We start from the raw sequence: 24,630 nt of genomic DNA, 5'->3' as shown, positions 1-24,630 counted from the left end.
GGGGCTCACGTGATCAAGCGACATCTGCCCTTCGCGACCGTGGCCGTGATCGCGCTGGTGGCCGCGCCGCTGCTGCTGGAGCCCTTCCGGCTGGGGCTGCTGGCCAAGTACCTGTGCTACGCGATCGTCGCGCTCGGGATCGGGCTGGCCTGGGGGAAGGGCGGCATGCTCACGCTCGGGCAGGGCGTGTTCTTCGGGCTCGGCGGCTACTCCATGGCCATGTACCTCAAGCTCAACGAGGCCGGGGCGGAGGGGCTGCCCGACTTCATGGTGTGGAGCGGGGTGGAGAGCCTGCCCGCCCTGTGGGAGCCGTTCGCCAACCCGGTGTTCGCGGTGGGGATGGCGGTGCTCGGGCCCGTGGCGCTCGCGGTGATCCTCGGCACGCTGGTCTTCCGCCAGCGGGTGCGGGGCGCGTACTTCGCGATCCTCACCCAGGCGCTGGCCGCCGCCATGGTCATCCTGCTCGTCGGCCAGCAGGGACTGACCGGCGGCACGAACGGCATGACGAACTTCTTCGAGCTGTTCGGGCAGGACCTGGCCGACGACTCCACGCAGCGCGGGCTCTACCTGGTCGTGGCGGGCGTGCTCGGCGTGCTCTACCTGGGCACCCGGCAACTCGTCAACAGCCGGTACGGCCGCCTGCTCGTCGCCGTACGCGACGGCGAGGACCGGGTGCGTTTCCTCGGCTACGACCCCGCCCTGGTCAAAACCGTCACCTTCGCCCTCTCGGCGGGCATGGCCGGGCTCGCCGGCGCCCTGTTCGTGCCGGTGGTCGGCATCATCTCACCCGCCCTGCTCGGCGTCGTGCCCTCGCTGGAGCTGGTCGTCGCGGTGGCCGTGGGCGGGCGGCACGCGCTGGCCGGGGCCGTGCTGGGGGCGGTCGTCATGGGGTACGCCAAGACGGCCTTCAGCGAGCAGTTCGCCGACGGCTGGCTCTACCTGCAGGGGGCCCTGTTCATCCTGGTCATGACGCTCGCCCCGAAGGGGATCGTCGGCATCGTCGGGAGGTTGCGCCGTGCTCGAACTGCGTGACGTGCAAGTGGTGTTCGACGGCTTCCGCGCGCTCGACGGCGTGGACCTGACCGTGCCCGAAGGCGAGCTGCGCTTCCTCATCGGGCCCAACGGGGCCGGCAAGACCACGCTCATCGACGTGATCACTGGGCTGACCAGGCCGGCGGCGGGCAGCGTACGGTTCGGCGGCGACGACCTGGTCGGCAGGAAGGAACACCAGATCGTCCGACTGGGCGTCGGCCGCACGTTCCAGACGTCGGTGGTGTTCGAGGAGCTCACCGTGATCGAGAACCTCGACCTGGCCGCCAGCTTCCGTCAGCCACTGTGGTCGCTGGCCAGGCGGCGCAAGGGCGTCTCGGAGGCCGTCGAGGAGTCCCTGACCAGGACGGGGCTCGAAGAGCTCGCCGAGCGTTCAGCGGGCGTTCTCTCGCACGGCCAGCGCCAGTGGCTCGAGATCGGCATGCTGCTGGCGCAGCGGCCCAAGCTGCTGCTCCTGGACGAGCCGGTGGCCGGAATGTCCAAGGACGAACGCGAGCGCACGGGCGAACTGCTCACGCAGATCGCCGACGATCACACGGTGATCGTGGTGGAGCACGACATGGAGTTCCTGCGGCGGCACGCCTCGACGGTGACCGTGCTGCACGAGGGCAAGGTGCTCGTGGAGGGGTCGGTGGAACAGGTCAGCGCCGACCCTCGGGTGCAGGAGGTCTACCTGGGGAGGAGAGCCAGCGATGCTGTCGGTAACCGGCCTTGAGTCGGGGTACGGGAGGGCGCGGGTCCTGTTCGGGGTCTCGCTGGAGGTCGGGCCCGGGCAGCTCGTCTGCGTCATGGGCCGCAACGGCGTCGGCAAGACCACACTGCTCAACACCGTCATGGGAGTGCTGCCCGCCACGGCGGGCACCGTGACGTTCGACGGCCGCGACGTCACCCGCCTCAAACCGCACGAACGGGTACGCCTCGGCATGGGCTACGTCCCCCAGGGCCACCAGTGTTTCCCCCAGCTCTCCGTCCAGGGCAACCTCCTCGTCACCGTCGAGGCCGCCAAACAGCCCAAATCAGTCATCGACGAGGCCCTGGACGTCTTCCCGGCACTCAAACCGCTCCTCAAACGCAGCGCCGGGCACCTGTCGGGCGGCCAGCAACAACAACTCGCCATGGCCCGCGCCCTGGTGACCAAGCCCAGAATGCTCATCCTCGACGAGCCGACCGAGGGCATCCAGCCGTCGATCATCCTGGAGATCGAGGCGGCCATCGAACGCCTGCACACGGCGGGCCTGGCCGTGCTGCTCGTGGAGCAGTACCTGGACATCGCGCTGCGCCTGGCCGACACGTTTGTCATCCTCGACGGCGGGCACGTCGTACGCACGGGGACAGCCGAGGAACTACACCGCGAGGACGTCCGCCGCCTGCTGGCCGTCTAAGCCAGCCGCGTAACAACTGGCATAGAAGAAGTGTTATATCTGGTGGGGGATTATTATTACCCCCCGAGCGTCTGTTTGCCCGGATGACGAGTATGGTCAGTGGCCAGGCAAACAGCGCCGATTCAGCAGGAGCCCTGGCCGGCGCCTCGCTGGACATTGATGGAAGGTGCTTCGCCTTCATGGGGCGGCATCGCGGACGCGATCACCAAAGGACCGTCCGTGGTGCCGTCCACTTTCTCCAGGAAATCCGCCCATTCCGCTGAAACGGATAGAGCCCAGATGGAGTACCACTCCCCGCTCATTTCGGGATTGGCGGCGTCCAGGGAGATGGGCACGTCCCAGGTCGTGGAAGCGCGGGTCGCGTCGACGCGGTAAAACCGAATCGTTTTCGGGCGCGACAACCCTGGTTTCCTGCGCACCGCCACGAACAGCGCCATTCCCTCCGCTAGCGTCGCGGTGCCACGGACCACGGTGCAGGGCGGCGCGGAGGCGCCCGGTCCGGTCGGTGGGGCAGTCAAGGTGAGCTGGGGCGGATCATCGCCGGTGACGTACGCGGTGATGGTCAGCACGGCGGCTGTCAAGGTGATCACCCCGATGACTGCCTTGACGGGGGTGGGCAGTCGCCATCTATGCCTCGCTTTCGCGGGGGCCGGCCCGACATCGTCGTCGGGTCTTGTTGGTTGCTCAAGCATCGACGGTATGTCCTCCTAGCTGAGAGGGAATCCCGAATCGCGCCTATTGCGCGGCAAAGAATGCGGAGCACGGTGAATCGCGACATTCTTCTGAGATTGATTCGCGACCGACGCTCCCATGCGGAAGCATACACCTGCAAGAGGGTGCCGGAGAATATCATGAGCGATTAGCTGATTCACCGGTAACGGTGCAGGTGAGAGGCTCTTTCGCGATAAACATGAATTTGTTTCGAGAGTCCCAGTAAAGGAGGGATATGCGCTTCTTGCTGATGTTAGCGATAAACGGCGCTATTAGCCCATGTTCGTGCCGACTGCACGATTTGTTCCAGGTGGCCGCTGTGCGCGCCGTGCCAGTAGACCTGGCCGCAGTTCGCGCAGCGGCCGTAGGCGTCGTAGCTGCGGCGGGTGCCCGCCTCCAGCAGGGGCTCGATCTCGTCCTTCGTCACCGGCACCAGCTCGCCGTTGCACGCCGTGCAGCGGGTCCACGGGAGCAGCGGCGGGGAGAAGCGTTCGAGCAGGTCGCGGAGCTGGTCGGCGGGGGCGGAGCCGCGGACGTAGGCGCCCAGCCACAACGCGCGGCGGCGCAGCAGGCCGCGGTCCTGGGTGAGCAGCACCCTGCGCTCCTCGTTGGCCTGCACCACCAGCGCGGGGTCGTCCATGTCGTTGTGGTAGGCGGCGTCGATGCCCAGCAGGCGCAGCCGCCGCGCCAGCGTGCCCAGGTGCACGTCGAGCAGGAACCGCGGCTCCTCGGGGAGTTGCTGGGGGCGGGGGACCGGATGCACGTCCACTACGTCGCCCGGCACGAGCTGGTACGAAGGCAACACGCCCCGTCCGTCCACCAGCATGGGCCCCACCTCTGTCAGCGGCACGCCAACGGACTCGACGTAATGGCCGAGCGTGGAGGTGTTGTCAGGAGTCACCTCGTGCCACTCGTGGCGGCGGCTTGCGGGCAGGAACATCCTCAACTCTGGGGAAATGCGCAGGCGTGCGGTCGTCACAACGTCCATTCTGTTCCAGCAGCTAACGTGCTTGCGCTTTAGTCAGCAACATCAACTCCTGCCCGCACCCGGCCCCAACCCGCGCAGGCCACCGACCGAAGATCTCCCAACACCCGTGCTGGCAAAGTGCGCGCCGCAGGGTGGACAGGAGCTCGATCAGTCGGTGGTTCTGGGGTGCCCAGTGCCTGCGTAGGTGATCCAGGCGGTGCGGTTGGTGTCATCGACGAGATACCAGATGCGGCCGCCGCCGGTGACCTCATACTGCCAGCGCTCCAGCATCTGCCCCTTCCAAACCGTGGAGCCGAGTCTGCCCTTGAGACGGTGGTGGCGCTTGGGGCTCACTCGGCCGTCTCGCCTTCGGGCACGGGCACAGCGCCGAGGTCTCCCTCGGGCTCGCGGGTGAGGAGGGCGTGCAGGGCTGGGTCGGCGTAGATCTCGGCGCTGTGCCGCCACTGGGCCAGCAGCAGCGCGATGGGAGCCAAGTTCTCCAGCGCGGCAGCCCCGCGGGCCGTGTCCACCAGCTCGCCGAGCATCGCCTCGACGTCGTCTTCGGGAAGGAAGACCGACCAGGGTAGAGCATCAAGCAGTGCCTGGCCCAGTGCGGCGATGTTCTCGGTGCGGATCAGCCCGGCGAGCAGGCGGGCGGTGAAGTCGACAACGGTGGAATCCTGCTCCAGTTGGTCGGCGCGGATGAGCGCCAGGTCGCCCGCGTCGCGTCGGCGCAGGCGCAGGGCGCGGACCGCGTCAAGGCGCCGGGCGGTGGCTGCGGGGTGGTGGAGCAGCTCGCTGAAGGGCACGTCCTCATAGGACATCGTCAGGACATCCACAGTAGCTCGGATGTCCTGAACTAGGTAGTCGATGACGGTCAGGGCGCGGCTCGGCAAGGTGGGTGATCGCGATCGCCGCCGTCCGATCCGGTGGGCAGGCCGGCCAGCCGAATAAGGTGGCGTTGCCGCTCCGCACCCGGCAGTGGCAGATGTCGGTGCCGCAGGCGCACCGGCCCTGATACGGATTGAAAGGAGACGGGGAGACGGGCTCGCATGAGCGCCGTGCCCCTGACGACAAATGCTGATATCCCGTCGCTCACTCCTGGGGCTCGCCGCATTGGCGGCCGGGTGTTCGGGGGCCGGGGACGGGCAGCCGGAGCTGAGGCTGGCGACCGGGCTGGCCGGCGGGCCTTACGGGCAGCTCGGCGACCGGCTGGCGCGGGAGTTGCGGCGCGACGGGCTGCGGGTGCGGGTGTTGCCGACCGCCGCGAGCGTGCAGAACCTCACCATGATGAGCGACGGGCGGGCCGACGTGGGGTTCGCGCTGGCCGACAGCGCCGACGACGCGGTACGCGTACGCCACCAGCCCGTCTCCGCCCTGGCCCGCATGTACATGAACTACGTGCACCTCGTCGTCTCGAAGGACTCCGAGATCACCGCGGTCAAGGAGCTGGCGGGGCGGGCCGTGTCGATCGGCGCGGAGGGGTCGGGCACGGCGGTGACCGCCACCCGTGTGCTGGCCGCCGCCGAGCTGGCGCGGCCGCCCGAGCTCTCCAGGCTGGATCTGGACGTCTGCGTCGAGGCGCTGCGCGGCGGGCGGATCGAGGCGTTCTTCTGGTCGGGCGGCGTGCCCACGCCCGCGCTGGCCGAGGCCGGCGACATCCGGCTGTTGCCGCTGGAGTCGATGGTGCCGTTGTTGCGGCGCGGGTTCGGGCCCGTGTACGAGCACGCGTCCGTGCCCGCCCGCGCGTACGGGAGCGCGAAACCCGTCCCGACCGTGGGCACGCCCAGCTACCTGGTGTGCAGGACCTCGCTCTCGGCCGACCTGGCGTACACGATCACCGAGACGCTCTTCCGCGCCCGCGACCGCCTCCAGGCCCCTTCGGCGCCCGGCGGGCGGCTGGACGAGCGCTACGCCATCGGCACCGGCGTCGTGCCGCTGCACGCGGGCGCCGCCCGTTACTACCGCTCCGCCTACGGCTGAGGCGAGCGCAGCCTACGGCTGAGGCAGGCGCAGCTCCACCACCAGCCCGTGCGGTACGGCGGGCAGCAGCCGCAACGTGGCCCCGCACGCCCTGGCCAGTTCGGCGGCGATGGCCAGGCCCAGGCCGCTGCCCGGCACGTTCGCGTGGGCTCCCGAGCGCCAGAACCGGCTCAGCGCCTCCGTCCGCTCCTCCTCGCTCAGGCCGGGCCCGTCGTCGGCCACCCGCAGCACGCCGTCGGCCAGGGTGACGGTCACCGTGCCGCCCGAGGGCACGAACTTCTGGGCGTTGTCGAGGGCTATGTCGGCGATTCGGGCTGCAGCTTCGGGAACGACGGAAATTTCGGAAATGTCGCCTACCAGGCGCACCCCCTTCGCCCCGTACACCTCCCGCCAGGCCGCCAGCCGCGCCCCCAGCCCGACCTCCTTGCCCTCGACCCCCGCGCCCGCCTCCACCTTCGCCAGCACCAGCAGGTCCTCCACCAGCAGCGACAGCCGATCCAGCTCCGCCATCGCCTCCCCGAACTCGGCCGTCCCCTCACGCCGCAGATGCGGCTCCAGGTTCTCCAGCCGCAGCACGAGCGCCGTGAGCGGGGTACGCAGCTCGTGCGAGGCGTCGGCCACGAACGCCCGCTGCCGCTCCATCGCGCTGGAGACCGCGTCGGCCATCAGGTTGAAGCGCTCCTCCAGCCGCCGCAGCTCCGAGGGGCCCACGCCGGGATGCGCCCGGGCGTCCAGCCGGCCCTGCGCGATCGCCTGCGTGGTGCGGTCGAGCTCGGTGACCGGCCGCAGGATCCAGCGGGCCAGCCGCCTGGCCGCCAGCACCGAGTAGGCCAGCACCACCAGCGCGCCGAGCGCCAGCGCGGCCCACACCAGCGTCACGTCCAGCCGCGCCCGGTCGGCGGGGGCCTGCAGCAGCACCACGCCGGTCAGCTGCGCGTCCCGGCCCGCCGGCTCGGCCAGCAGCACCGTGGCCGGGCCGAACGGGCTGATCGTGGGCAGGTCCTCGGTCGTGCGGCCGGCCAGGGCCAGGCGCATCGCGTCACGGTCGTCGGCCTCGAACCGGCCGGCGGTGAAGAGGGTGGAGCCGTCGCGGTCGCGTACGCGGACGGCGGCGCCGTACAGGTCGGCGTAGCGGTTGATCTCGGAGATCAGCCCCGTGTGGTCGTCGTCCCGCGCCGCCTGGTCGGCCAGCTCCGCGAAGCGGGTGGCGTCGGCGCGGCGGTCGAGCAGCAGCCGGTTCGTCCGGTGCGAGGCGTAGGCCAGGCCCAGCGGCACCGCCAGCGCCGCCACCAGGAACACGATCAACGTCGTGAACGTCACCACCAGCCGGGAGTTCACGCGGTCGAGCCCAGCCGGTAGCCGGTTCCGCGCAACGTCTCCACCAGCCCGGGGCGGCCGGTCTTCGAGCGCAGGTTCGCCACGTGCACATCCAGCGACCTGGACGCCGACAACAACGGGTCGCCCCAGACCTCGTCGAGGATCTCCTCCCTGCCGCGCACCACGCCGGGCTCGCGCGCCAGCAGCGCCAGCAGGTCGAACTCCCGCCGCGTCAGCGTCACCGCCTCCCCGGCCACCGTGACCTGCCGGCACTCCAGGTCGATGCGCACGTCGCCGACGCTCACCACGTCGTCGCGCTGTGGCCGCGGACGCGTGCCGCGCCGCACCACCGCCTCCATGCGCGCCATCAACTCGACCGCGCGGAACGGCTTGACCAGGTAGTCATCGGCCCCCGACCGCAGCCCGCGCAGCACCTCGCGCTCCTCGGTACGGGCCGTCACCACGATCAGCGGCACCGCCGACACCCGGCGCAGGCGGCGCAGCACGTCGAGGCCGTCCATGTCGGGCAGGCCCAGGTCCAGCAGGACGAAGTCGGCGCCCCCCGCCAGGCGGAGGGCGTCGACGGCCAGCCCCGCCCGGGTGACCTGATGGCCGTGCCGGGCGAGGGCCGTGGTGAGCGCGGAGGCGAGCCGATCGTCGTCCTCGACCAGGAGAACCCGCATGTCGCCAGGTTAGACGCGCGTGGGGACCGAATCTCCCGCGGCCTGCTCGGTACGCGAGAGCGCGACGTCCCTGGTCTCCCGCATGGTGAGGTAGACGATGAGGGAGACGGCGGCGCAGCCGGAGACGTACCAGAAGAAGCCGGACTCGATGCCGCTGTCCTTGAACCACAGCGCCACATACTCGGCGGTGCCGCCGAACAGGGCGTTCGAGATCGCGTACGGGAGCGCCACGCCGAGGGCGCGCACGTGCGTCGGGAAGAGCTCGGCCTTCACCACGGAGTTGATCGAGGTGTAGCCGGTGACGATGATCAGGCCGACGAGCGAGAGCACCAGCCCGCCGGTGAAGCCGGTGACGCCGCCGAGCGCGGTCATGAGCGGCACCGTCCCGATCATCGACCCGATCCCGAACGTGACCAGCAGCGGCCGGCGCCCGATCCGGTCCGACAGCGCGCCCGCCAGCGGCTGCAGACACATGAAGATGAGCAGCGCGAAGAAGCTCACCAGCGTGGCCGTCTCCTTGGGCAGGCCGGCCGAGTTCGACAGGTATTTGGTGAGGTAGGTCGTGTAGGTGTAGTACGCGACCGTGCCGCCCATCGTCAGCGCGATGACCAGCAGCGCCTCCTTCTTGTGGGCCAGGAGCTGCGCGATCGTGCCGCGGTCGGCCGCCTTGACCTCGCGCTCCTCCTCGTCGAACGCCTCCGTCTCCAGCAGGCTGCGGCGCAGGTAGAACACGACCGCGGCGGCCAGGGCGCCGACCACGAACGGGATGCGCCAGCCGTAGGAGTTCAGGGCCTCCTTGGTCATCGTGTTCTGCAGGATGATCTGCAGGCCGAGGCCGACGAGCTGGCCCGCGGTCATGGAGACGTACTGGAAGCTGGAGGCGAAGCCGCGGCGGCCGCGCGGGGTGGCCTCGGTGAGGTAGGTGGCGCTGGCCGCGTACTCGCCGCCGACCGACAGGCCCTGCAACAGGCGCGCCACCACCAGCACCAGGACGCCGAAGTAGCCGACCGACTCGTACGTCGGGGCGATCGCGATCAGCAGGGCGCTGGCCGACATCAGCGTGACGGTCAGCGTGAGCGCCGCCTTGCGGCCCTTCCTGTCGGCGTAGCGGCCCAGCAGCCAGCCGCCGAGCGGGCGCATGAAGAAGCCGACGGCGAAGATGGCGGCGGTGTTGAGCAGTTTCGCCGTGTCGTTTCCTTCAGGGAAGAAGGAAGCGGCGAAATAGACGGCGAAACTGCTGTAGACAAACCAGTCGTACCACTCGACCAGATTGCCGACGGAACCGCCGACCACGGCCTTCCACGGCACGCGTGCCTTGTTCACGAGGGACCTCCTGGGGGGCTCTTGTCGCTGGCCAGAGCCTTACGCCAGAAGGATGTTCGGACAAGGGAGTAGGCGTCAGATCTAACGTCCGCTTAACATGCGCTTCTTACGCGCGCTTAACCTCAGCGCAACGGGGGGTTGGCATTCTTCGCCCGTTCGAGTGCCAGCAGCGGCCACCACAGGCCGGCCTTCGGGGACATGACGGCGCGCTCGGGGTCCTTCTCACCGGTCGTCCCGCGCCTGCACCGGCCGCTGGACGTGCCCGCCCTGGCCACCCAGAGATAGGCGTCGACCAGCTCCTCACCCGTCTCGGTCGTGGGCCGCTCGCCGGCGCCCCTGCCCGGCGGGTTGCACCACGTCTGCGGGTCCTTGTAGTGCTTCTTCGGGGTCCAGGCGCCCTGGCCGTTCCTGGCGGTGTCCACGACGAAGTGCGGCATGAGCGCCGGGTCCACGTCGGCGTCCTTGCGGCAGTCCTTCGCGCCTGTGCTCAACCGCACGCCGACGCACGCGGACAGGGCCTTGCCGTACTCGACCGCCTTGTCCGTGGCCTGGTAGCCCACGGTGTTGACGAAGAAGCCGTCCGCCTTGTCCACCCCGGCGCCGATCAGCCGCTCGGCCATGATCTCGGTGCCCGGCCAGTAGTCCTGGCTGCCGTCGAGGTAGACGGCCGTGCGCGGGTTGGCCTTGAGGGTCTGTACGGCCTGGCGGATGTCACGGTAGCGCTGGTCCGGGGTGCCTGCCAGGTCGCAGTTCTTGGTGCCCGGGATCTTGACCAGGCTCGACGGCTCCAGGATCACCGCCGCCTCGGCCTGGCCGATCTGGCGGGCGATGCCCTTGATCCACTCCTGGTACGCGGTCATGTCGGAGGCGCCCATGGGGACGCAGTCGCTGTCCGGCAGATAGTTGATCACGAACACCGGCACCTTGCCCGCCCGCGTGGCCGCCGTCACCGTGCCGTCCACCTTCGCCCTGACCTCCGGCTGGTTGAGTCGGATGGCGTGCGGAACCGCCGCCAGCCTGCGCATGAGCGCGGCGTCCACCGGCCGATCCGTTGCCCACAGCGCCGCCTGGCGGCTCGCGCCCGGCTCCAAGGGGGCGTAGAACGTGACGGCCTCCTCTCGCAAGGGGTTCTGGGGAGGGACGCTGCTGGTCTCGGCCTTCGCCGATGTGGCATTGGTGGGGGTGGTGGCGTGCTCACCGCTCAGGGCCACGGCCGCTGAGGCGCCGCCGACGGCCACGAGTACGGCGGCGCCCGCCACCAGGAGCTTGCGCCGACCGGCCCCCGCGCCACGGGCCTCGCCACCGGCCGTCGGCGACGGCGTGGGGGCGGGCGTTGGGGCGGGCGTGGGCGTCGGCGTTTCGCCGAACCCCGCCGCGCCCGACCCCGTTGCACCGATCCCTGCCGCACCGGACTCTGCCGCGCTGGACTCTGCCGCGCTGGGCCGCGGTGCGGGGATGCCGCTCGTGTCACCGGCGCTCAGGCGATCCATCAGGTCCCGCGCCGTCGGCCGTTCCGCGGGGTTCTTGGCCAGGGCCTCCATCACCAGGTCGTGCAGCGGGCCGGAAAGCCCGCGCAGGTCCGGCGGGTTGTTGATGATGCGCATCAGGACCGTGGGGACCGAGCCCGAGCCGAACGGCGGCAGGCCGCCGGCGGCGAAGGCGACCGTACAGCCCCAGGAGAAGATGTCCGAGGCCGGTCCGATGTCGCCGTCCGACACCTGCTCAGGCGACATGTACGCGGGCGTCCCCAGCACCAGGCTGCTCACCTCGGCGTCCGCGAACTGCGCGATCCCGAAGTCGATCACCTTGGGGCCCACCTGCGAGAGCAGCACGTTCGACGGCTTGAGGTCCCGGTGCACCACCCCGGCGCCGTGGATGGCGTGCAGGGCCATCGCCATGGAGGCGGCCAGACCGTCCAGGGCCGAGCCCTTCAGGGGCCCCGACGTGCGGACGGCGTCCAGGAGGCTGGGACCCTCGACGTATTCCGTGACCAGGTACGCCACGTCGCCGCGTACGTCGGCGTCCAGCACCGGCGCGGTGCAGAACCTGGCTACCCGCTGGGCGGCGGCGACCTCGCGGGCGAAGCGGCGCCTGAAGTCGGCGTTCGCGCCCATCCTGGCGTGCAGCAGTTTGACGGCCACCTGCGCCCCGTCAAAGCCCTGCCCCAGGTAGACGACCCCCATGCCGCCCTCGCCCAGCCGGCCGAGGAGCGTGTACGGCCCCACCTGTCGCGGATCTCCGTCTCTCAGCGCCTCCAAGGTCATAGAGCGTCAGGTTAGCCCGCGCGGCGACGGCCCACTACAGCGGCAGCCGCCACTGGGTCCATTCGTCGAGGAGTTCGAACCCCATGGCCTCGTTGATGGCCAGCATGTGGGCGTTGGAGGTGGCGTTCCAGGTGATGACGCGCTCCAGGTGCGGCTCGCGGTCGCGCAGCCAGAACAGGTTGGTGAGCTTGAGCAGCAGCCCCAGGCGGTGGCCGCGATGCTCCTTCAGCACCGTCGTGTCCGACTGCTCGCCCCAGGGATCGGAGCGGCCGGCGTCGAGGTAGACCCGCGTGTATCCGGCGGGGGCGCCGTCGGAGTCGCGGCGGGCGATCACGGAGTAGCAGGTCTGGCCGCTCACGGGAACGAGTTCGTCGCGGGCGCGGAGCACGTCGGGGGTGAAGGTCACGTCACGCAGGCCGTTGTCGCGCGGGGCGTCGTTCATGCCGTTCATGAGCGCGGCGAGGTCGGGCAGGAGCTCTTCTGGGGCCGGGCCGATCCAGCGTTCGAGGCTGTAGCCCTCGACCTCGGGGAGCAGGCGCTCCAGGGCGGGCCAGTCCGTCTTGCGCAGGTCGAGCGTGCGGCGCGCCTCCGTGAGCGCCACCGTCATGCCGTGCGCGCGGGCGAAGCGGGCGCCTCCGCCGAGGGCCGGGGTCTCGGTGAGGAGCAGGCTCCTGCCGAGGGTGCGCATCCGGTCACGCGCGTGGTCGAGCAGCGCGGAGCCGAGGCCGCGACCCTGGTGCTCGGGACGCACGGTAAGAGGGAAGACCGACGCCTTGTGGAGGTTGTCGAACGTGGAAAGCGACAGCGCGTAGCCGCCGACGACCTCGCCCTCCTCCACGATCGACCACGCTTCGGGGCGCTCTCCCGGAGTCGGTGTGCAGCAGACGCGGCGGAAGCGGGCGAGGGAGATCCGGGGGCCCGGGTCGTCGGTGGTGGCGGCCACGTAGGCGGAGTGCAGGCCGCTGATCAGCTCGTCCGCGTCGAGGTCGATCGGTTGGATCCGCATGGGGTCAAGACAACCCCATGCGTACCGGCAGGGGCGAACGGATTTTTACTGGCGGTAGTTCTCCACCTCGCCCGGGGGACGGGCGGCCGCGTTGTCCGGGTCGTCGCCCGCGCTGCGCCTGGCCCGGCGCTGCCTGAGCAGGTCCCAGCACTGGTCGAGGGCCGTTTCCAGCTCCTTGACGCGAGCGTGCTCCTCGTCGGTGGTCACTTCGCCCGAGTAAAGCTTGCCGCGCAGCTCGTGCTCCTCGGTGACCAGAGCGCTGATCCTGGTGAGAATCTCGTCGTCCCGCATGCCCAAGACTCTAATCACTGCGTGATAGAACACGCCCTATGTCTGGTATGGCGCTGGTAAGAAAGCCTGGCCCCAGGATCGCTGAGGGCATCGTCACGCATCTACAACGGGAGCCGGTGGATCACGAACGGGCCGCCGCGCAACATGACGCCTATGTGGCGGCGCTGGCCGGGGCCGGGTGGCGTCCCGTGTACGTGCCACCCGCCGACGACCTGCCCGACGCGCCGTTCGTCGAGGACACGGTGGTGGTGTCGGGGCGGCTCGCCGTGCTGACCAGGCCAGGGGCGCCTGAGCGGCGGCCGGAGGTGGAGTCGGTGGCGACGGTCGTGCGCGGGCTGGGCATGAACTCGGTCAGGATCGCGCCGCCGGGCACGCTGGACGGGGGCGACGTGCTGCAGGTGGGCTCCACCGTGTACGTCGGCAGGTCCGCGCGTACGAATCCCCTGGGCATCACGCAGCTCAGCGCCCTCCTGCCGGAGCGCCGGATCGTGCCCGTGGACATGAGCGGCGTGTTGCATCTGAAGTCGGCGGTGACCGTGTTGCCCGACGGGAAGTTCATCGGGGATCCGCGTTGTGTGGACCTGCCGGGGATGGTCGTGCCGGAGGAGGAGGCGGGGGCGCATGTGGTGCTGCTGGGCGGTGACCGCGTCCTGCTGTCCACCTCGGCCCCGCAGACCGCCACAATGCTCGAAAGACGCGGATTTATCGTGATAAAGGTGGATATTTCGGAGTATGAGAAGTTGGAAGGGTGTGTGACCTGCCTCAGCGTTCTCGTCGCCGACTGACCTTCTCAGGATCTGAGATGCCGGACGGTCCACGGCGAGACGTCTGGTACCGTCGATGGCATGCTGCGCGGACTCCTTCTTAGCTGCCGCGGCGGGGGCCTCTAAGGCCGGCTCCCTCGCCGCGGAGCGAGTCGTGCGCGTCGGCCGCTTTCTTTCTGAAACCGACCGAGGAGCACCTGACATGACCGCTCAGCAGCCCAGCCCCATGCCGATCCAGCGCTACCAGGCATATCAGCCGGTTCGGCTGACCGATCGCACCTGGCCCGACCAGATCATCGCCAAGGCGCCCCGATGGTGCGCGGTGGACCTGCGTGACGGCAACCAGGCCCTGATCGACCCGATGGACGCCCACCGCAAGCTCCAGATGTTCGAGCTGCTGGTACGCATGGGCTACAAGGAGATCGAGGTGGGCTTCCCGGCCGCCTCGCAGACCGACTTCGACTTCGTCCGGCAGATCATCGAAGAGGGCCGAGTCCCCGACGACGTGGTCATCCAGGTGCTGACCCAGGCCAGGCCGGAGCTGATCGAGCGCACCTTCGAGTCGATCCAGGGCGCCAAGCAGGCCATCGTGCACCTGTACAACTCGACCTCCACCCTCCAGCGCCGCGTCGTCTTCGGCCAGGACAAGGACGGCATCACCGCCATCGCGGTCGAGGGCGCCAAGCTGGTCAAGAAGCTGGCCGACGCCAGCGACGTGGACGTCTACTTCCAATACTCGCCCGAGTCGTTCACCGGCACCGAGCTGGACTACGCGGTCGAGGTGTGCGACGCGGTCAACGAGGTGTGGCAGCCCACCCCCGACCGCAAGGTCATCGTCAACCTGCCCGCCACGGTCGAGATGGCCACCCCCAACATCTACGCCGACCAGATCGAGTGGATGCACCGCCACCTCAGGCACCGCGACTCGATCGTCCTGTCGCTGCACCCGCACAACGACCGCGGCAGCGCCGTGGCCGCCGCCGAGCTGGGCTACATGGCCGGCGCCGACCGCATCGAGGGCTGCCTGTTCGGCAACGGCGAGCGCACCGGCAACGTCTGTCTGGTCACCCTGGGCATGAACCTGTTCTCCCAGGGCGTCGACCCCGAGATCGACTTCAGCGACATCGACGAGATCCGCCGCATCACCGAATACTGCAACCAGCTGCCCGTGCACCCGCGCCACCCGTGGGGCGGCGAGCTGGTCTACACGGCCTTCTCCGGCTCCCACCAGGACGCCATCAAGAAGGGCTTCGAGCACCTCGAGCGCGACGCGGCCGAGGCCGGCGTGCCGGTCGACGAGTTCACCTGGGCGGTGCCCTACCTGCCCATCGACCCGAAGGACATCGGCCGCAGCTACGAGGCGGTCATCCGGGTCAACAGCCAGTCGGGCAAGGGCGGCGTCTCCTACATCATGAAGGCCGACCATCAGCTCGACCTGCCGCGACGGCTGCAGATCGAGTTCTCCAAGGTCGTGCAGGCCCGCACCGACAGCGAGGGCGGCGAGATCAGCCCCGCTGCGATGTTCGAGATCTTCCGCGACGAATACCTGCCCAACCCGGCCAACCGCTGGGGCCGCCTCAGCCTCATGGCCCACCGCCACGAGTCCACGGTGGACGACAAGGACCGGATCAACGCCGACGTACGCCTCGACGGGGAGATCCGCGAGATCGAGGGCACCGGCAACGGCCCGATCTCGGCCTTCATCGACGCCATCTCGCGGGTCGGCATCCAGGCGCGCGTCCTCGACTACGTGGAGCACGCCATGAGCGCGGGCTCCGACGCCAAGGCGGCCTCCTACCTGGAGTGCGAGGTCGACGGGCACGTGCTGTGGGGCGTCGGCGTCGACGCCAACACCACGACCGCCTCCCTCAAGGCCATCATCTCCGCGGTCAACCGCGCCTCCCACTGACCCACAGAACCGCGAAAGGGGCACGGCCGGGCCGTGCCCCTTTTCGTATGACCAGATTAGTGAACGTTGCGTTTCTAAGAGTTGAATCATATGCTCATTAGAGAACGGTTCGTTCTCTAAGGGGCGGTGCCATGGGTCTCGTGTTGGCGGGTGTGATGCTGGCGATGTTGCTGGGCGCCCTGGATCAGACGATCATGGCGCCGGCCCTCCCCGCCGTCGCGGGCAGTCTGGGCGGGCTCGACCAGATGCCCGCCGTCGTCAGCGCCTACCTCGTCGCCGCCACCGTCGTCATGCCGATCTACGGCAAGCTCGGCGACCGGTACGGACGCAAGCCCACCATGCAGGTCGCCATCCTCGTCTTCGTGACCGGGGCCGTCCTGTGCGCCGTGGCCACGTCGATGCCGCAGTTCATCGCCTTCCGCGCCGTGCAGGGCATAGGCGGGGGCGGGCTGATGATCGGGGCACAGGCGATCATCGGGGAGGTCGTGAGCCCGCGGGAGCGGGGCCGTTACCTGGGGCTCATCGGGGCGGCGTACGTGGTGGCGGCCGTGGGCGGGCCGTTGATCGGGGGGTTCTTCATCGACCGGCTCGGCTGGCGGTGGATCTTCGCCATCTATCCGCCGCTGGGGCTGCTGGCGCTGGTCGTGCTCACCGTCGCGCTCAAGTTGCCGCGGCCGCGGTCCCGGGAACCGCTCGACGTCGCCGGGGCCCTCACGCTGGCCGTCGCCGTGGTGGGCGTGGTGATGGCAGGGCAGACCAGGAATGTCGCGTACCTGGTGCTGGCGGGGGCGGGGGTGGTGGCGTGGCTGGTCAGCGCGCGGTACGCCAAGGACCCGATCCTGCCGCTGCGGTTGTTCAGGGATCGGGCGTTCGCGGTGCCCATGGTGATCAGCCTGCTCATCGGGTTCGCGTTGTTCGGGACGATCTCGTACATGCCGGCGTACCTGCAGATCGCCTTCCACACCAGCGCCACACAGGCCGGCCTGCTGGTCACCGCGCTCATGGGGGGCGTGCTGACCACCACCGTCGTGTCCGGCAGGCTCATCACCCGGACCGGGGTGTACAAGCCCTACCCCGTCGTGGGCACCGCCCTGGCGGCGGCGGGGCTGGGGCTGATCGCACTCGCCGGAGCGTCGCCGGCCGGGATCGCGCTGGCCATGTTGCTGACCGGGCTCGGGGTCGGGCTCGTCATGCAGGTCATGGTGCTGGCCGCGCAGAACGCCGTGGCGTACGAGGACCTGGGCGCCGCCACCTCGTCGGTGACGTTCCTGCGCCAGATCGGTGCCTCGGCCGGGGTCGCGCTGGTGGGCGCCCTGATCACCGCGAGGTCGGGCATCTCCGGCACCGCGCCGTCCGACCTGCGGGAAAGCGCCCGTACGGCGTTCGCCGAGGCCGTGCCCCCGGTCTTCGCGGCCATGGCGCCGCTGCTTGCCATTGCTTTCGTCCTCGCGCTGGTGCTGCCGGCGCGCCCCCTGCGTACCACCGCCTATGCCGAGGAGAGATCTTGAAACTCGTCGCACCCCTGAACGCCTTCGGTCGCGGCGACCTGCCCACGGCGGGGGGCAAGGGCGCCAACCTGGGGGAGCTCGTCCGGAACGGCTTTCCGGTTCCTCGTGGCTTCGTTGTCACCACGTACGCGTACGAACGGGGCAGGGAGACGCGGGCCTTGCCCGGTGATCTCCGGGAGGCCATCACCGGCGCCTATGCCACGCTCGGCGGCGGGCCCGTGGCCGTGCGGTCGAGCGCGACCGCCGAGGACCTGCCGGGAGCCGCGTTCGCCGGGCAGCAGGACACCTACCTCAACGTCGTCGGCGAGGACGCGCTGCTCGACGCCGTACGCCGCTGCTGGGACTCCCTCTACACCGAGCGCGCGGTCGCCTACCGCGCCAAGCTGGGCATCGACGACGCCGGGGTGCGGATCGCGGTGGTCGTGCAGAGCATGGTCGAGGCCGAGATGGCGGGCGTGATGTTCACCGCCGATCCGGTCAGCGGTGACCGGGAGCGCCTCGTGATCGACGCCAGCAGCGGCCTGGGGGAGGCGGTGGTCTCCGGGCTGGTGACGCCGGATCACTATGTGGTGCTTCCGTCAGGGAAGACCGACTTCACACCCGGCCGCCGCGAGGTGGTCATCCGCGCCGCGACCGGCGGCGGGGTCGTGCACGAAGGCCAGGCGGCCGGCGGTGGGGTCGTGCACGAAGGCCAGGCGGCCGGCGGTGGGGTCGTGCACGAAGGCCAGGCGGCCGGCGGCGCAGTCGTGCAGGAGGCCGGGAGCGGGGTCGAGCGGTTGCCGGAGGAGGCGCTGGTCGAGCTGGTCAGGCTGGGGCGGGAGGTGGCGCGGCACTTCGGGCGGCCGCAGGACATCGAGTGGGCGTACGCGGAAGGCCGCGTCCACCTGCTGCAGGCCCGCCCGATGACCGCCCTCCCGCCGCCCCCGGTGGGCCGGCTCAACCCGTTCCAGCGCCGCCTGACCACGGTCCTGATGGAGTACCTCCCCGAGCGGCCCTACCCGATCGACATGTCCACCTGGCTCCCGTACGGCCCGGCGGGCCTCATGGGCAAGGTCATGGGCACCTTCGGGATACGGCGCGCCTTCGACGGGTTCCTCCAGGAGGAGGACGGCGTCGTCTACCGGCTCCTGCCGCCGTCGCCGCGCCCGACCGTGAAGGTGCTCGCCACGCCGTTCCGGCTGCTGGCCAAGGCCAGAAGGTACGACCCCGCCCATTGGACGCGGGACCGGCGTTTCCTCGACTACCTGGCGGCGGTCGAGGAACTGGGCGCCCGCGACCTGAGGGCGATGCCGTGGGCCGAGCTGCTGCGCGTCCCCAGGCAGGCGCTCGCCCTGGTGGAACCCGTGGCCGACCTGCGGGTGGACTACCTGCCGGGCACCGGGCTTGCGCTGCTGCGGCTGCTGGTGGCGCTCCGGCTGCTCGGGCGGCGCGCGTTGTTCGGCGACCTGCTGCACGGGGCCCGTACGCGTACCTCCGACACCAACCGCGCGCTGGAGCATCTGGCCGAGGTGGCGCGGCGCACGGGGATTCAGGAAGCCGAGTTCAGGCAGGAGCTGGCCGCGTTCCTGAAGGAGTACGGTCACCGCGAGACCGTGAGCCCCATCCTCGTCACCCCGCCCACCTGGGCGGACGCTCCTGAGATCGTCCTCGGCTTGGTCAGGGCGCTGGCCGCGGGGCCGCCCGAGCGGAAGGAGCCCGGCGACGCCCTGGAACGCCTGCTCGCCCTCTCGAACCCGCGCCGCCGCGCCCGGATCACGCGCTGGGTGAAGGCGGCCCGCGCGGGCGTGGCCTTCCGCGAGGACAGCCACTTCTACTTCATGATGCCGCAGCCGATCGTGCGCAGGTCGTTGCTGGAGATGGGCCGCCGCCTGCGCGAATCAGGCGTGCTCGACAGGGACGACGACGTCTTCCACCTGCGGCTGGAGGAGCTGGAGCGGATCGCGGACCCGGCCACCGTGGAGAGCGGGCCGCTGCGGGAGCTCGTCGGGGCGCGGGCGGCCAAGCGGGAGGAGCTGTCCGGCGTACGGCTCATCGATCCCGCCGCGATCTTCCCGCCGGCCGAGACCGGTGACGCGCTGGTCACGGGAGCGGCCGCCGGAGGGGGAGTGGCGAGCGGGCCGGTGAAGGTGATCATGGAACCCGCCGGGTTCGACCGGCTGGAGGCGGGCGACGTGCTCGTCTGCCCGTACACGAACCCGTCGTGGACGCCGCTGTTCCAGCAGGCGGCGGCCGTGGTCGTGGACACCGGCGGCACGGCCTCGCACGCGGCGATCGTGGCCAGGGAGTATGGCATCCCCGCCGTCATGGGCACCGGGCGCGCGACCTCGGTGCTGAAGGACGGTCAGATGGTCACGGTCAACGGAGACGCCGGCACAGTCACCGGCGCTCCCTAAAATGACCGTCATGGTCACCGACCACCGCAAGCAGCCACGACGCCGGGGCGAGGCCCTCAGCGCCGCCATCCACCAGGCCACGCTCGACGAGCTGGCCGAGGTCGGCTACGCCGGGCTGACCATGGAGCGGGTCGCCGAGCGGGCCAAGGCCAGCAAGGCCTCGCTCTACCGGCGCTGGCCCACCCGGATCGAGCTGGTGATGGAGGCGGTCTACCGGTCGTTGCCCACCCCGGAGAGCTCACTCGACACCGGCAACCTGCGCGACGACCTGGTGGCCATGCTCACCCGTACGGCGCAGGCCCTGTCAGGGCCGGCCGGCGAGGCGATGCGCGGGCTGCTCGGCGAGGCGCTGAGGGGCGAGTCGCCGCTGGGCGCCCTGCGGCGCAACTCGCAGGGGATGGCCAGGAAGCTGATGGAGGAGATCGTCCGCCGCGCGGTCGAGCGCGGCGAGGTGGCGCAGGAGGACGTCACCCCGCGCCGCCTCGACGCCGGTCACGCGCTGCTGCGCCACCACTTCCTCTTCGAGGGGCCGCCCATCCCCGACCACCTCGTGGTCGAGATCGTGGACGAGGTCCTCGTGCCCCTGCTCAAGCCAGGCTGAGCAGGGCCGCCGAGCGGACTTCACACGAGGCCGACCCGGTCGCGGGCGGACTTCACACGAGGCCGACCCGGTCGCGGGCGGACTTCACACGAGGCCGACCCGGTCGCGGGCGGACTTCACACGAGGCCGAGCCGGTCGCGGGCGACTTCGTATGAGGCTGAGCCGGTCGCGGGCGACTTTCAGGCGAGGCTGAGCTCGCTCAACGCGGGGCGGCTCTGTCTGAGCGCGCTCCTCGCGACCGCCGTCGCCATCCCCATGCTGACCAGCACGCTGGCCGCCATCGCCACCAGGAACCCCGGAGACGCCTTCGGCAGCCCCATCACCACCAGCGCCGAGACGGCCAGCCAGCCGAGCCCGTTCATGATGGCCGCCACCGCGAGCAGGTTGCCGCACGCCCGCACGTCGGGCGTGAGAGCGGACACCTTGGCCGCGATCGAGGGCAGCGGCAGCACCAGCGACAACACGATCGGGACCACGAAGCCGCCGAACATGGCCAGGCCCAGGGGCCCGACCGGGAATCCCACGTCGTTGAAGGTGAGCTGGTAGAACAGGGCACAGAACATCCACACCGGCACGGCGAGGATCGGCGCGGTCATGACCACCCCTCGCCCCACGCGCCGCGTGCGGCTTCCGGCCGCGCTGCGCCACATGGTGCTGAACGCGGTGAGCAGCAGCGGCACCACCGCGAGCACCCCCGTCGCACCCGCCGCGATGAACATCCACGTCGCGTTGCGCGCCAGGCTCTCCGCGATCGAGCCGAGGCCGGCCGCCTGGGCCCACACGCCGTTGAGGCTGGGCACGTCACGCACCCCGGGGTTCCACAACGAGAGCAGCGCGTAGCCGGCGATGGGCAGCAGCAGCGCGAGCGGGATCCGCAGGGGCACGGGCCCGGCCCCGGGGATGCGCCGGTGGTGGAACCACGCGTCGGCCGCGCCCCCGGCCAGGTCGAACACCGTTCGCAGGCGAACCGGCCGCGACGCGACCAGGTCACCGACCTCCGCGCCGTACCGCTCACGCCACGCCTTCGGATAGAGGCCCAGCACCGCCTTCGCCGCCGCCCGCATCATGCCTGCCCCCAAGCCACGCGCCTGACCCCCGTCTGCTCCACCCTGCGCAGCGTGGCGAGCTGCTCCCGCAGCGCGTCACGCCCACTCTCCGTGATCCGGTACGGCTTGCGCCGCTCCGCCGACTCCACCGGCTCGATCCAGCCGCGCTCCTCCAGCCGCATCAGCGCCCCGTAGAGGGTGCCCGGCTCCAGCGCGGTCCCCGAGAACTCCTCGATGTCGCCGATCATCTTGTAGCCGTGTTTCTGCCCCTCCGCGAGGCTGACGAGCACCAGCAGCGCCACATCCGTGAAGCGGCCGAGCTCCTGTGTCCTACGAACCATGTATTCAGTAAAACTTAGTAAGTCTCACTGAGCAAGCCCCATGGTGCCCGCCGTCAGTCGCATGGAATGCTCGAACGCCGCGCGCCGATTCTCGATCGTGTTGTTGAACTGGCCGAACACCTCGAAGTTGACCCACCCGTACAGCGTCGTCCACGCCGCGACAGAGAGCCAGATCACATTGTCGGGCACCCCGGCCATGAGCTCGCGGAACACGGCCGCGTCCGCCTCCAGCTCTCGCGGCGCCTCGGCCTCGGGGGCCCGCATCGCGCCCGCGCGCCAGGCGTCGGAGGTGATGCGGCTCAGTACGGTGACGTCGCGCAGGCGGGCCGCGATCGTGTCCTCGGGCGCCTGGTAGCCGGGCACGGGGGAGCCGTAGATGAGCGCGTATTCGTGCGGATGCGCCACCGCCCAGTCGCGCACCGCGTGGCAGGCCGCCAGCCAGCGCCGCTGGAAGTCCTCGCGCGGGCACGCCGCCTCGGCGCGCTCGACGGCCTCGCCGAGTGCGTTGTAGCCGTCGATGATCAGTGTGGTGAGCAGGTCATCGCGGCTCGGGAAATATCGGTAGATGGCCGAGGAGACCATGCCCATCTCCCGCGCGACGGCGCGCAGCGACAGGCCGCCGGCCCCCTCGGTGGCGAGCTGGCGTCGCGCTATGTCGGTGATCTCCCTGGTGAGCTCGGCTCTGACCCGCTCTCTGGCGGTACGGCTGGCTGTCATGTGGAGCAGATTACCAGAGCGGTGCCAATAAACGAGAGCACTGCTCTTGACGAACGCCGCTCTCTTGAGAGAGCATTGCTCTCGTAAGGGAACGCCGATCGCCCGGAGAGTCCGATGCTTGATCTCACCAAGAATGCCAACGCGCTGCTGATGTTCCTCCTGGAGCTGGGTGTGCTCGCAGCCGTGGGATACTGGGGCTTCACGGTCAGCCCCCACTGGGGCATCAAGTTGCTGGCCGGGCTGGGCGGCCCGGCGCTCTTCGTGGCCGCGTGGGCGCTGTTCGGGGCGGGTGGCGGCACCAACGCCACCTACCCCCTGACCGGCCTCGCCCGCGCCGCCCTTGAGATCATCTGGTTCGGCGGCGGCGCCCTGGCGCTCTACGCCTCGGGGCTGCTGACCTCCGCCGTCACCTTCTACGCGCTCTTCATCCTCAACGCGGTCCTCCGCATCGTCTGGAACGAGGTCTGATCATGAGTAAGCACGTCGTCGTAGGTTCTGGCCAGGTCGGCGCACACCTGGCCGCCGCGCTCATCACCCGGGGACACGAGGTCGTCGTCGTGACCCGGTCGGGCAGCGGTCCTGAAGGGGCGGTCAAGGTGGCCGCCGACGTCGCGGACCGGGACCGGCTGATCGAGATCACCAAGGGGGCCGACGTCCTGTACAACTGCGTCAACCCGAAGTACCACCGCTGGCTCACCGACTGGCCGCCGATGGCCGCGTCGTTCCTGGCCGCCGCCGAGGCGACCGGCGCGGTCTACGCGATGCTCGGCAACCTCTACCCCTACGGTCCCGTCTCGGTCCCCATGACCGAGGACCTCCCGCTCGCCTCCCCCAACCCCAAGTTCCAGGTGCGCGCCCAGATGTGGGCCGACGCGCTGGCCGCCCACGAGGCCGGCCGGATCAGGGTCACCGAAGTGCGCGGCTCCGACTACTTCGGCCCCGGCGCCACCGACCAGTCCTACATGGGCGACCGTTTCCTCGTCCCGCTCAGGGCCGGGAAGACCATCCAGCTCATCTGGCCGGCCGACATGCCGCACAGCTGGACGTACCTGCCCGACGTGGCCGACGCGATGATCATGGCGGGGAGCGACGAGCGGGCCTGGGGCCGGGCCTGGCACGTGCCCACCACCGAGCCGCAGAGCTTCCGCCAGATGGGCGCGCGCCTGGCCGCGCTGCTCGACCGGCCCGCGCCCAGGATGACGCAGCTGCCGTGGCCGCTGCTCAGGGTGGCCGGGCTGTTCACGCCCATGATCGGCGAGCTGCGGCACGTCCGCTACCAGTTCACCTCGCCGTTCGTGCTCGACTCCTCGGCCTTCCAGCGCACCTTCGGCCTCGCGCCTACCCCGATGGACCAGGCGCTCAAGGCTACGCTCGACGCATGAAGATAGCCGTGATCGGCCTGGGCGACATCGCGGAGAAGGCCTACCTTCCCGTGCTGGCCGCCCAGCCCGCCCTTGACCTGCATCTCTGCACGCGTAACGTGGCTCGGCTGGACCGGCTCGGCGACACCTACCGGATCTCCGCCCGGTCCACGAGTGTGGATGAGGTGATCAAGGCCGGGGTCGACGCGGCGTTCGTGCACGCCGCCACCGACGCCCACCCGGAGCTGGTCGAGCCGCTGCTCAGCGCCGGGATCCACGTCTACGTCGACAAGCCGATCGCCTTCACCCTGGCCGAGTCCGAGCACCTCGTGCGTCTGGCCAGGGCCGAGGGCAGGTCCCTCATGGTGGGCTTCAACCGCCGCTACGCCCCCGGCTACGCCGAACTGGCCGCCCACCCCCGCCACCTGATCGTCATGCAGAAGAACCGCCACAACCTCCCGGACGTGCCCCGGCGGGCGATCCTCGAGGACTTCATCCACGTGGCCGACACCCTGAGGTTCCTCGTGCCCGGCCAGGTCACCGGCACCACGATCAGGACCCGCGTCCGTGACGATCTCATCGAGCACATCGTCCTGGAGTTGTCGGGCGACGGCTTCACCGCCATCGGCGTCATGAACCGGATGAGCGGCGCCAGTGAGGAGACCTGCGAGGCCATGGGCGACGGCGCCAAGCGGCGGGTGGTCAACCTCGGTGACGTCATCGACTACCAGGGCGGCGAATACCTCGTCCGGCGGCCCGACTGGGTGCCGGTGGTCAGGCAGCGCGGCATCGAGCAGATCTGCCAGGAGTTCCTGACCGCCGTACGCGAGGGCCGCCGCATCGACGCCGAGGACGCCCTGGCCACCCACGCCCTGTGCGAGGAGATCGTCAGCCGGACGGCCTGAGGTGGGGCGGCGTCAGCCGGACGGCCTGAGGTGGGGCGGCGTCAGCCGGACGGCCTGAGGTGGGGCGGCGTCAGCCGGACGGCCTGAGGTGGGGCGGCGTCAGCCGGA

Annotated in this window: 25 protein-coding genes; 12 read left to right on the top strand and 13 right to left on the bottom strand. The window is 70.3% G+C overall.

The genetic code is table 11. The annotated features are described in order from the left end of the window. The first annotated feature begins 9 nt into the window (after window positions 1-9). The 3 genes from urtC to urtE are packed head-to-tail and all read left to right on the top strand — an operon-like array spanning window position 10 to window position 2,432. On the top strand, window positions 10-1,032 hold the full coding sequence (urtC, locus tag ACFPZ3_RS16160) for an urea ABC transporter permease subunit UrtC (protein WP_379514919.1): 1,023 nt from the start codon (window positions 10-12) through the stop codon (window positions 1,030-1,032). Next, on the top strand, window positions 1,016-1,765 hold the full coding sequence (urtD, locus tag ACFPZ3_RS16155; protein WP_379514918.1) for an urea ABC transporter ATP-binding protein UrtD: 750 nt from the start codon (window positions 1,016-1,018) through the stop codon (window positions 1,763-1,765). The genes urtC and urtD overlap by 17 nt, the downstream gene beginning before the upstream one ends. Further along, window positions 1,743-2,432 (top strand): urea ABC transporter ATP-binding subunit UrtE, encoded by a 690-nt coding sequence (gene urtE / locus ACFPZ3_RS16150; RefSeq protein WP_379514917.1) that lies wholly within the window; start codon window positions 1,743-1,745, stop codon window positions 2,430-2,432. Before urtD ends, urtE begins: the two co-directional genes overlap by 23 nt. Window positions 2,433-2,554: 122 nt before the next feature. On the opposite strand, the gene ACFPZ3_RS16145 is transcribed toward urtE, so the two are convergent. The 4 genes from ACFPZ3_RS16145 to ACFPZ3_RS16130 all read right to left on the bottom strand — a co-directional run bounded on the left by ACFPZ3_RS16145 (window position 2,555) and on the right by ACFPZ3_RS16130 (window position 4,934). Continuing rightward, window positions 2,555-3,022, bottom strand: coding sequence for a hypothetical protein (locus ACFPZ3_RS16145; RefSeq protein ID WP_379514916.1), 468 nt, complete (start codon window positions 3,020-3,022; stop codon window positions 2,555-2,557). 374 nt (window positions 3,023-3,396) lie between these two features. Next, the gene (locus tag ACFPZ3_RS16140) at window positions 3,397-4,122 is read right to left on the bottom strand and encodes a Mut7-C RNAse domain-containing protein (RefSeq protein ID WP_379514915.1); all 726 of its coding nucleotides are present in this window, start codon (window positions 4,120-4,122) and stop codon (window positions 3,397-3,399) included. Between the two features lie 156 nt (window positions 4,123-4,278). Further along, window positions 4,279-4,464, bottom strand: coding sequence for a hypothetical protein (locus ACFPZ3_RS16135; protein WP_379514914.1), 186 nt, complete (start codon window positions 4,462-4,464; stop codon window positions 4,279-4,281). Next, window positions 4,461-4,934, bottom strand: a complete 474-nt coding sequence (locus tag ACFPZ3_RS16130; RefSeq protein WP_379514913.1) for a hypothetical protein — start codon at window positions 4,932-4,934, stop codon at window positions 4,461-4,463. The genes ACFPZ3_RS16135 and ACFPZ3_RS16130 overlap by 4 nt, the downstream gene beginning before the upstream one ends. 253 nt (window positions 4,935-5,187) lie before the next feature. Here ACFPZ3_RS16130 and ACFPZ3_RS16125 point away from each other — a divergent pair, with 253 nt between their 5' ends. Beyond that, window positions 5,188-6,093, top strand: coding sequence for a TAXI family TRAP transporter solute-binding subunit (locus tag ACFPZ3_RS16125; RefSeq protein WP_379514912.1), 906 nt, complete (start codon window positions 5,188-5,190; stop codon window positions 6,091-6,093). A gap of 12 nt (window positions 6,094-6,105) precedes the next feature. Here the strand turns inward: ACFPZ3_RS16125 and ACFPZ3_RS16120 are convergent, their stop codons facing one another. From ACFPZ3_RS16120 to ACFPZ3_RS16095, 6 genes are all read right to left on the bottom strand, one after another. Continuing rightward, entirely contained in the window at window positions 6,106-7,431 is a 1,326-nt protein-coding gene (locus tag ACFPZ3_RS16120) for a sensor histidine kinase (protein WP_379514911.1), read from the bottom strand. Beyond that, a complete protein-coding gene (locus ACFPZ3_RS16115; RefSeq protein WP_379514910.1) occupies window positions 7,428-8,093 on the bottom strand; it encodes a response regulator transcription factor in 666 nt (221 codons plus the stop codon). Before ACFPZ3_RS16115 ends, ACFPZ3_RS16120 begins: the two co-directional genes overlap by 4 nt. 9 nt (window positions 8,094-8,102) lie before the next feature. Beyond that, complete coding sequence (locus tag ACFPZ3_RS16110) at window positions 8,103-9,416, bottom strand: MFS transporter (protein ID WP_379514909.1); 1,314 nt, start codon at window positions 9,414-9,416, stop codon at window positions 8,103-8,105. A gap of 122 nt (window positions 9,417-9,538) precedes the next feature. After that, window positions 9,539-11,680 carry a glycoside hydrolase family 6 protein gene (locus ACFPZ3_RS16105; protein ID WP_379514908.1) on the bottom strand — a complete coding sequence of 714 codons (2,142 nt, stop codon included), beginning with the start codon at window positions 11,678-11,680 and terminating at the stop codon, window positions 9,539-9,541. A 34-nt stretch (window positions 11,681-11,714) separates the two neighbouring features. After that, complete coding sequence (locus ACFPZ3_RS16100; protein ID WP_379514907.1) at window positions 11,715-12,686, bottom strand: GNAT family N-acetyltransferase; 972 nt, start codon at window positions 12,684-12,686, stop codon at window positions 11,715-11,717. A gap of 45 nt (window positions 12,687-12,731) precedes the next feature. Next, the gene (locus ACFPZ3_RS16095; RefSeq protein WP_379514906.1) at window positions 12,732-12,977 is read right to left on the bottom strand and encodes a DUF2630 family protein; all 246 of its coding nucleotides are present in this window, start codon (window positions 12,975-12,977) and stop codon (window positions 12,732-12,734) included. A gap of 38 nt (window positions 12,978-13,015) precedes the next feature. On the opposite strand from ACFPZ3_RS16095, the gene ddaH reads away from it, so the two are divergent. The 5 genes from ddaH (at window position 13,016) to ACFPZ3_RS16070 (ending at window position 20,152) form a co-directional block, all read left to right on the top strand. After that, window positions 13,016-13,762, top strand: a complete 747-nt coding sequence (ddaH, locus tag ACFPZ3_RS16090) for a dimethylargininase (protein ID WP_379514905.1) — start codon at window positions 13,016-13,018, stop codon at window positions 13,760-13,762. A 181-nt stretch (window positions 13,763-13,943) separates the two neighbouring features. Continuing rightward, complete coding sequence (gene leuA, locus ACFPZ3_RS16085) at window positions 13,944-15,650, top strand: 2-isopropylmalate synthase (protein ID WP_379514904.1); 1,707 nt, start codon at window positions 13,944-13,946, stop codon at window positions 15,648-15,650. Window positions 15,651-15,781: 131 nt separating this feature from the next. Then, the gene (locus ACFPZ3_RS16080) at window positions 15,782-17,158 is read left to right on the top strand and encodes an MDR family MFS transporter (RefSeq protein WP_379514903.1); all 1,377 of its coding nucleotides are present in this window, start codon (window positions 15,782-15,784) and stop codon (window positions 17,156-17,158) included. After that, window positions 17,155-19,551, top strand: coding sequence for a PEP/pyruvate-binding domain-containing protein (locus tag ACFPZ3_RS16075; RefSeq protein ID WP_379514902.1), 2,397 nt, complete (start codon window positions 17,155-17,157; stop codon window positions 19,549-19,551). The genes ACFPZ3_RS16080 and ACFPZ3_RS16075 overlap by 4 nt, the downstream gene beginning before the upstream one ends. Before the next feature lie 10 nt (window positions 19,552-19,561). After that, window positions 19,562-20,152 carry a TetR/AcrR family transcriptional regulator gene (locus tag ACFPZ3_RS16070; protein WP_379514901.1) on the top strand — a complete coding sequence of 197 codons (591 nt, stop codon included), beginning with the start codon at window positions 19,562-19,564 and terminating at the stop codon, window positions 20,150-20,152. A 179-nt stretch (window positions 20,153-20,331) separates the two neighbouring features. Here ACFPZ3_RS16070 and ACFPZ3_RS16065 read toward each other — a convergent pair whose 3' ends face one another. The 3 genes from ACFPZ3_RS16065 to ACFPZ3_RS16055 are packed head-to-tail and all read right to left on the bottom strand — an operon-like array spanning window position 20,332 to window position 22,256. Continuing rightward, on the bottom strand, window positions 20,332-21,231 hold the full coding sequence (locus tag ACFPZ3_RS16065; RefSeq protein ID WP_379514900.1) for a hypothetical protein: 900 nt from the start codon (window positions 21,229-21,231) through the stop codon (window positions 20,332-20,334). Further along, a complete protein-coding gene (locus tag ACFPZ3_RS16060; protein ID WP_379514899.1) occupies window positions 21,216-21,539 on the bottom strand; it encodes a PadR family transcriptional regulator in 324 nt (107 codons plus the stop codon). The genes ACFPZ3_RS16065 and ACFPZ3_RS16060 overlap by 16 nt, the downstream gene beginning before the upstream one ends. Before the next feature lie 24 nt (window positions 21,540-21,563). Beyond that, window positions 21,564-22,256 carry a TetR/AcrR family transcriptional regulator gene (locus ACFPZ3_RS16055; RefSeq protein WP_379514898.1) on the bottom strand — a complete coding sequence of 231 codons (693 nt, stop codon included), beginning with the start codon at window positions 22,254-22,256 and terminating at the stop codon, window positions 21,564-21,566. Between the two features lie 114 nt (window positions 22,257-22,370). Here ACFPZ3_RS16055 and ACFPZ3_RS16050 point away from each other — a divergent pair, with 114 nt between their 5' ends. The 3 genes from ACFPZ3_RS16050 to ACFPZ3_RS16040 are packed head-to-tail and all read left to right on the top strand — an operon-like array spanning window position 22,371 to window position 24,522. Then, on the top strand, window positions 22,371-22,724 hold the full coding sequence (locus ACFPZ3_RS16050; RefSeq protein ID WP_379514897.1) for a YrdB family protein: 354 nt from the start codon (window positions 22,371-22,373) through the stop codon (window positions 22,722-22,724). 2 nt (window positions 22,725-22,726) lie between these two features. Next, window positions 22,727-23,638: an NAD-dependent epimerase/dehydratase family protein gene (locus ACFPZ3_RS16045; RefSeq protein WP_379514896.1), complete on the top strand. Its 912-nt coding sequence runs from the start codon at window positions 22,727-22,729 to the stop codon at window positions 23,636-23,638. Then, window positions 23,635-24,522 (top strand): Gfo/Idh/MocA family protein, encoded by an 888-nt coding sequence (locus tag ACFPZ3_RS16040; protein ID WP_379514895.1) that lies wholly within the window; start codon window positions 23,635-23,637, stop codon window positions 24,520-24,522. Before ACFPZ3_RS16045 ends, ACFPZ3_RS16040 begins: the two co-directional genes overlap by 4 nt. The last annotated feature ends 108 nt before the right edge of the window (window positions 24,523-24,630 follow it).

It is taken from the genome of Nonomuraea insulae (genome assembly GCF_042656245.1).
This window is presented reverse-complemented; position numbering and strand designations above follow the sequence as displayed.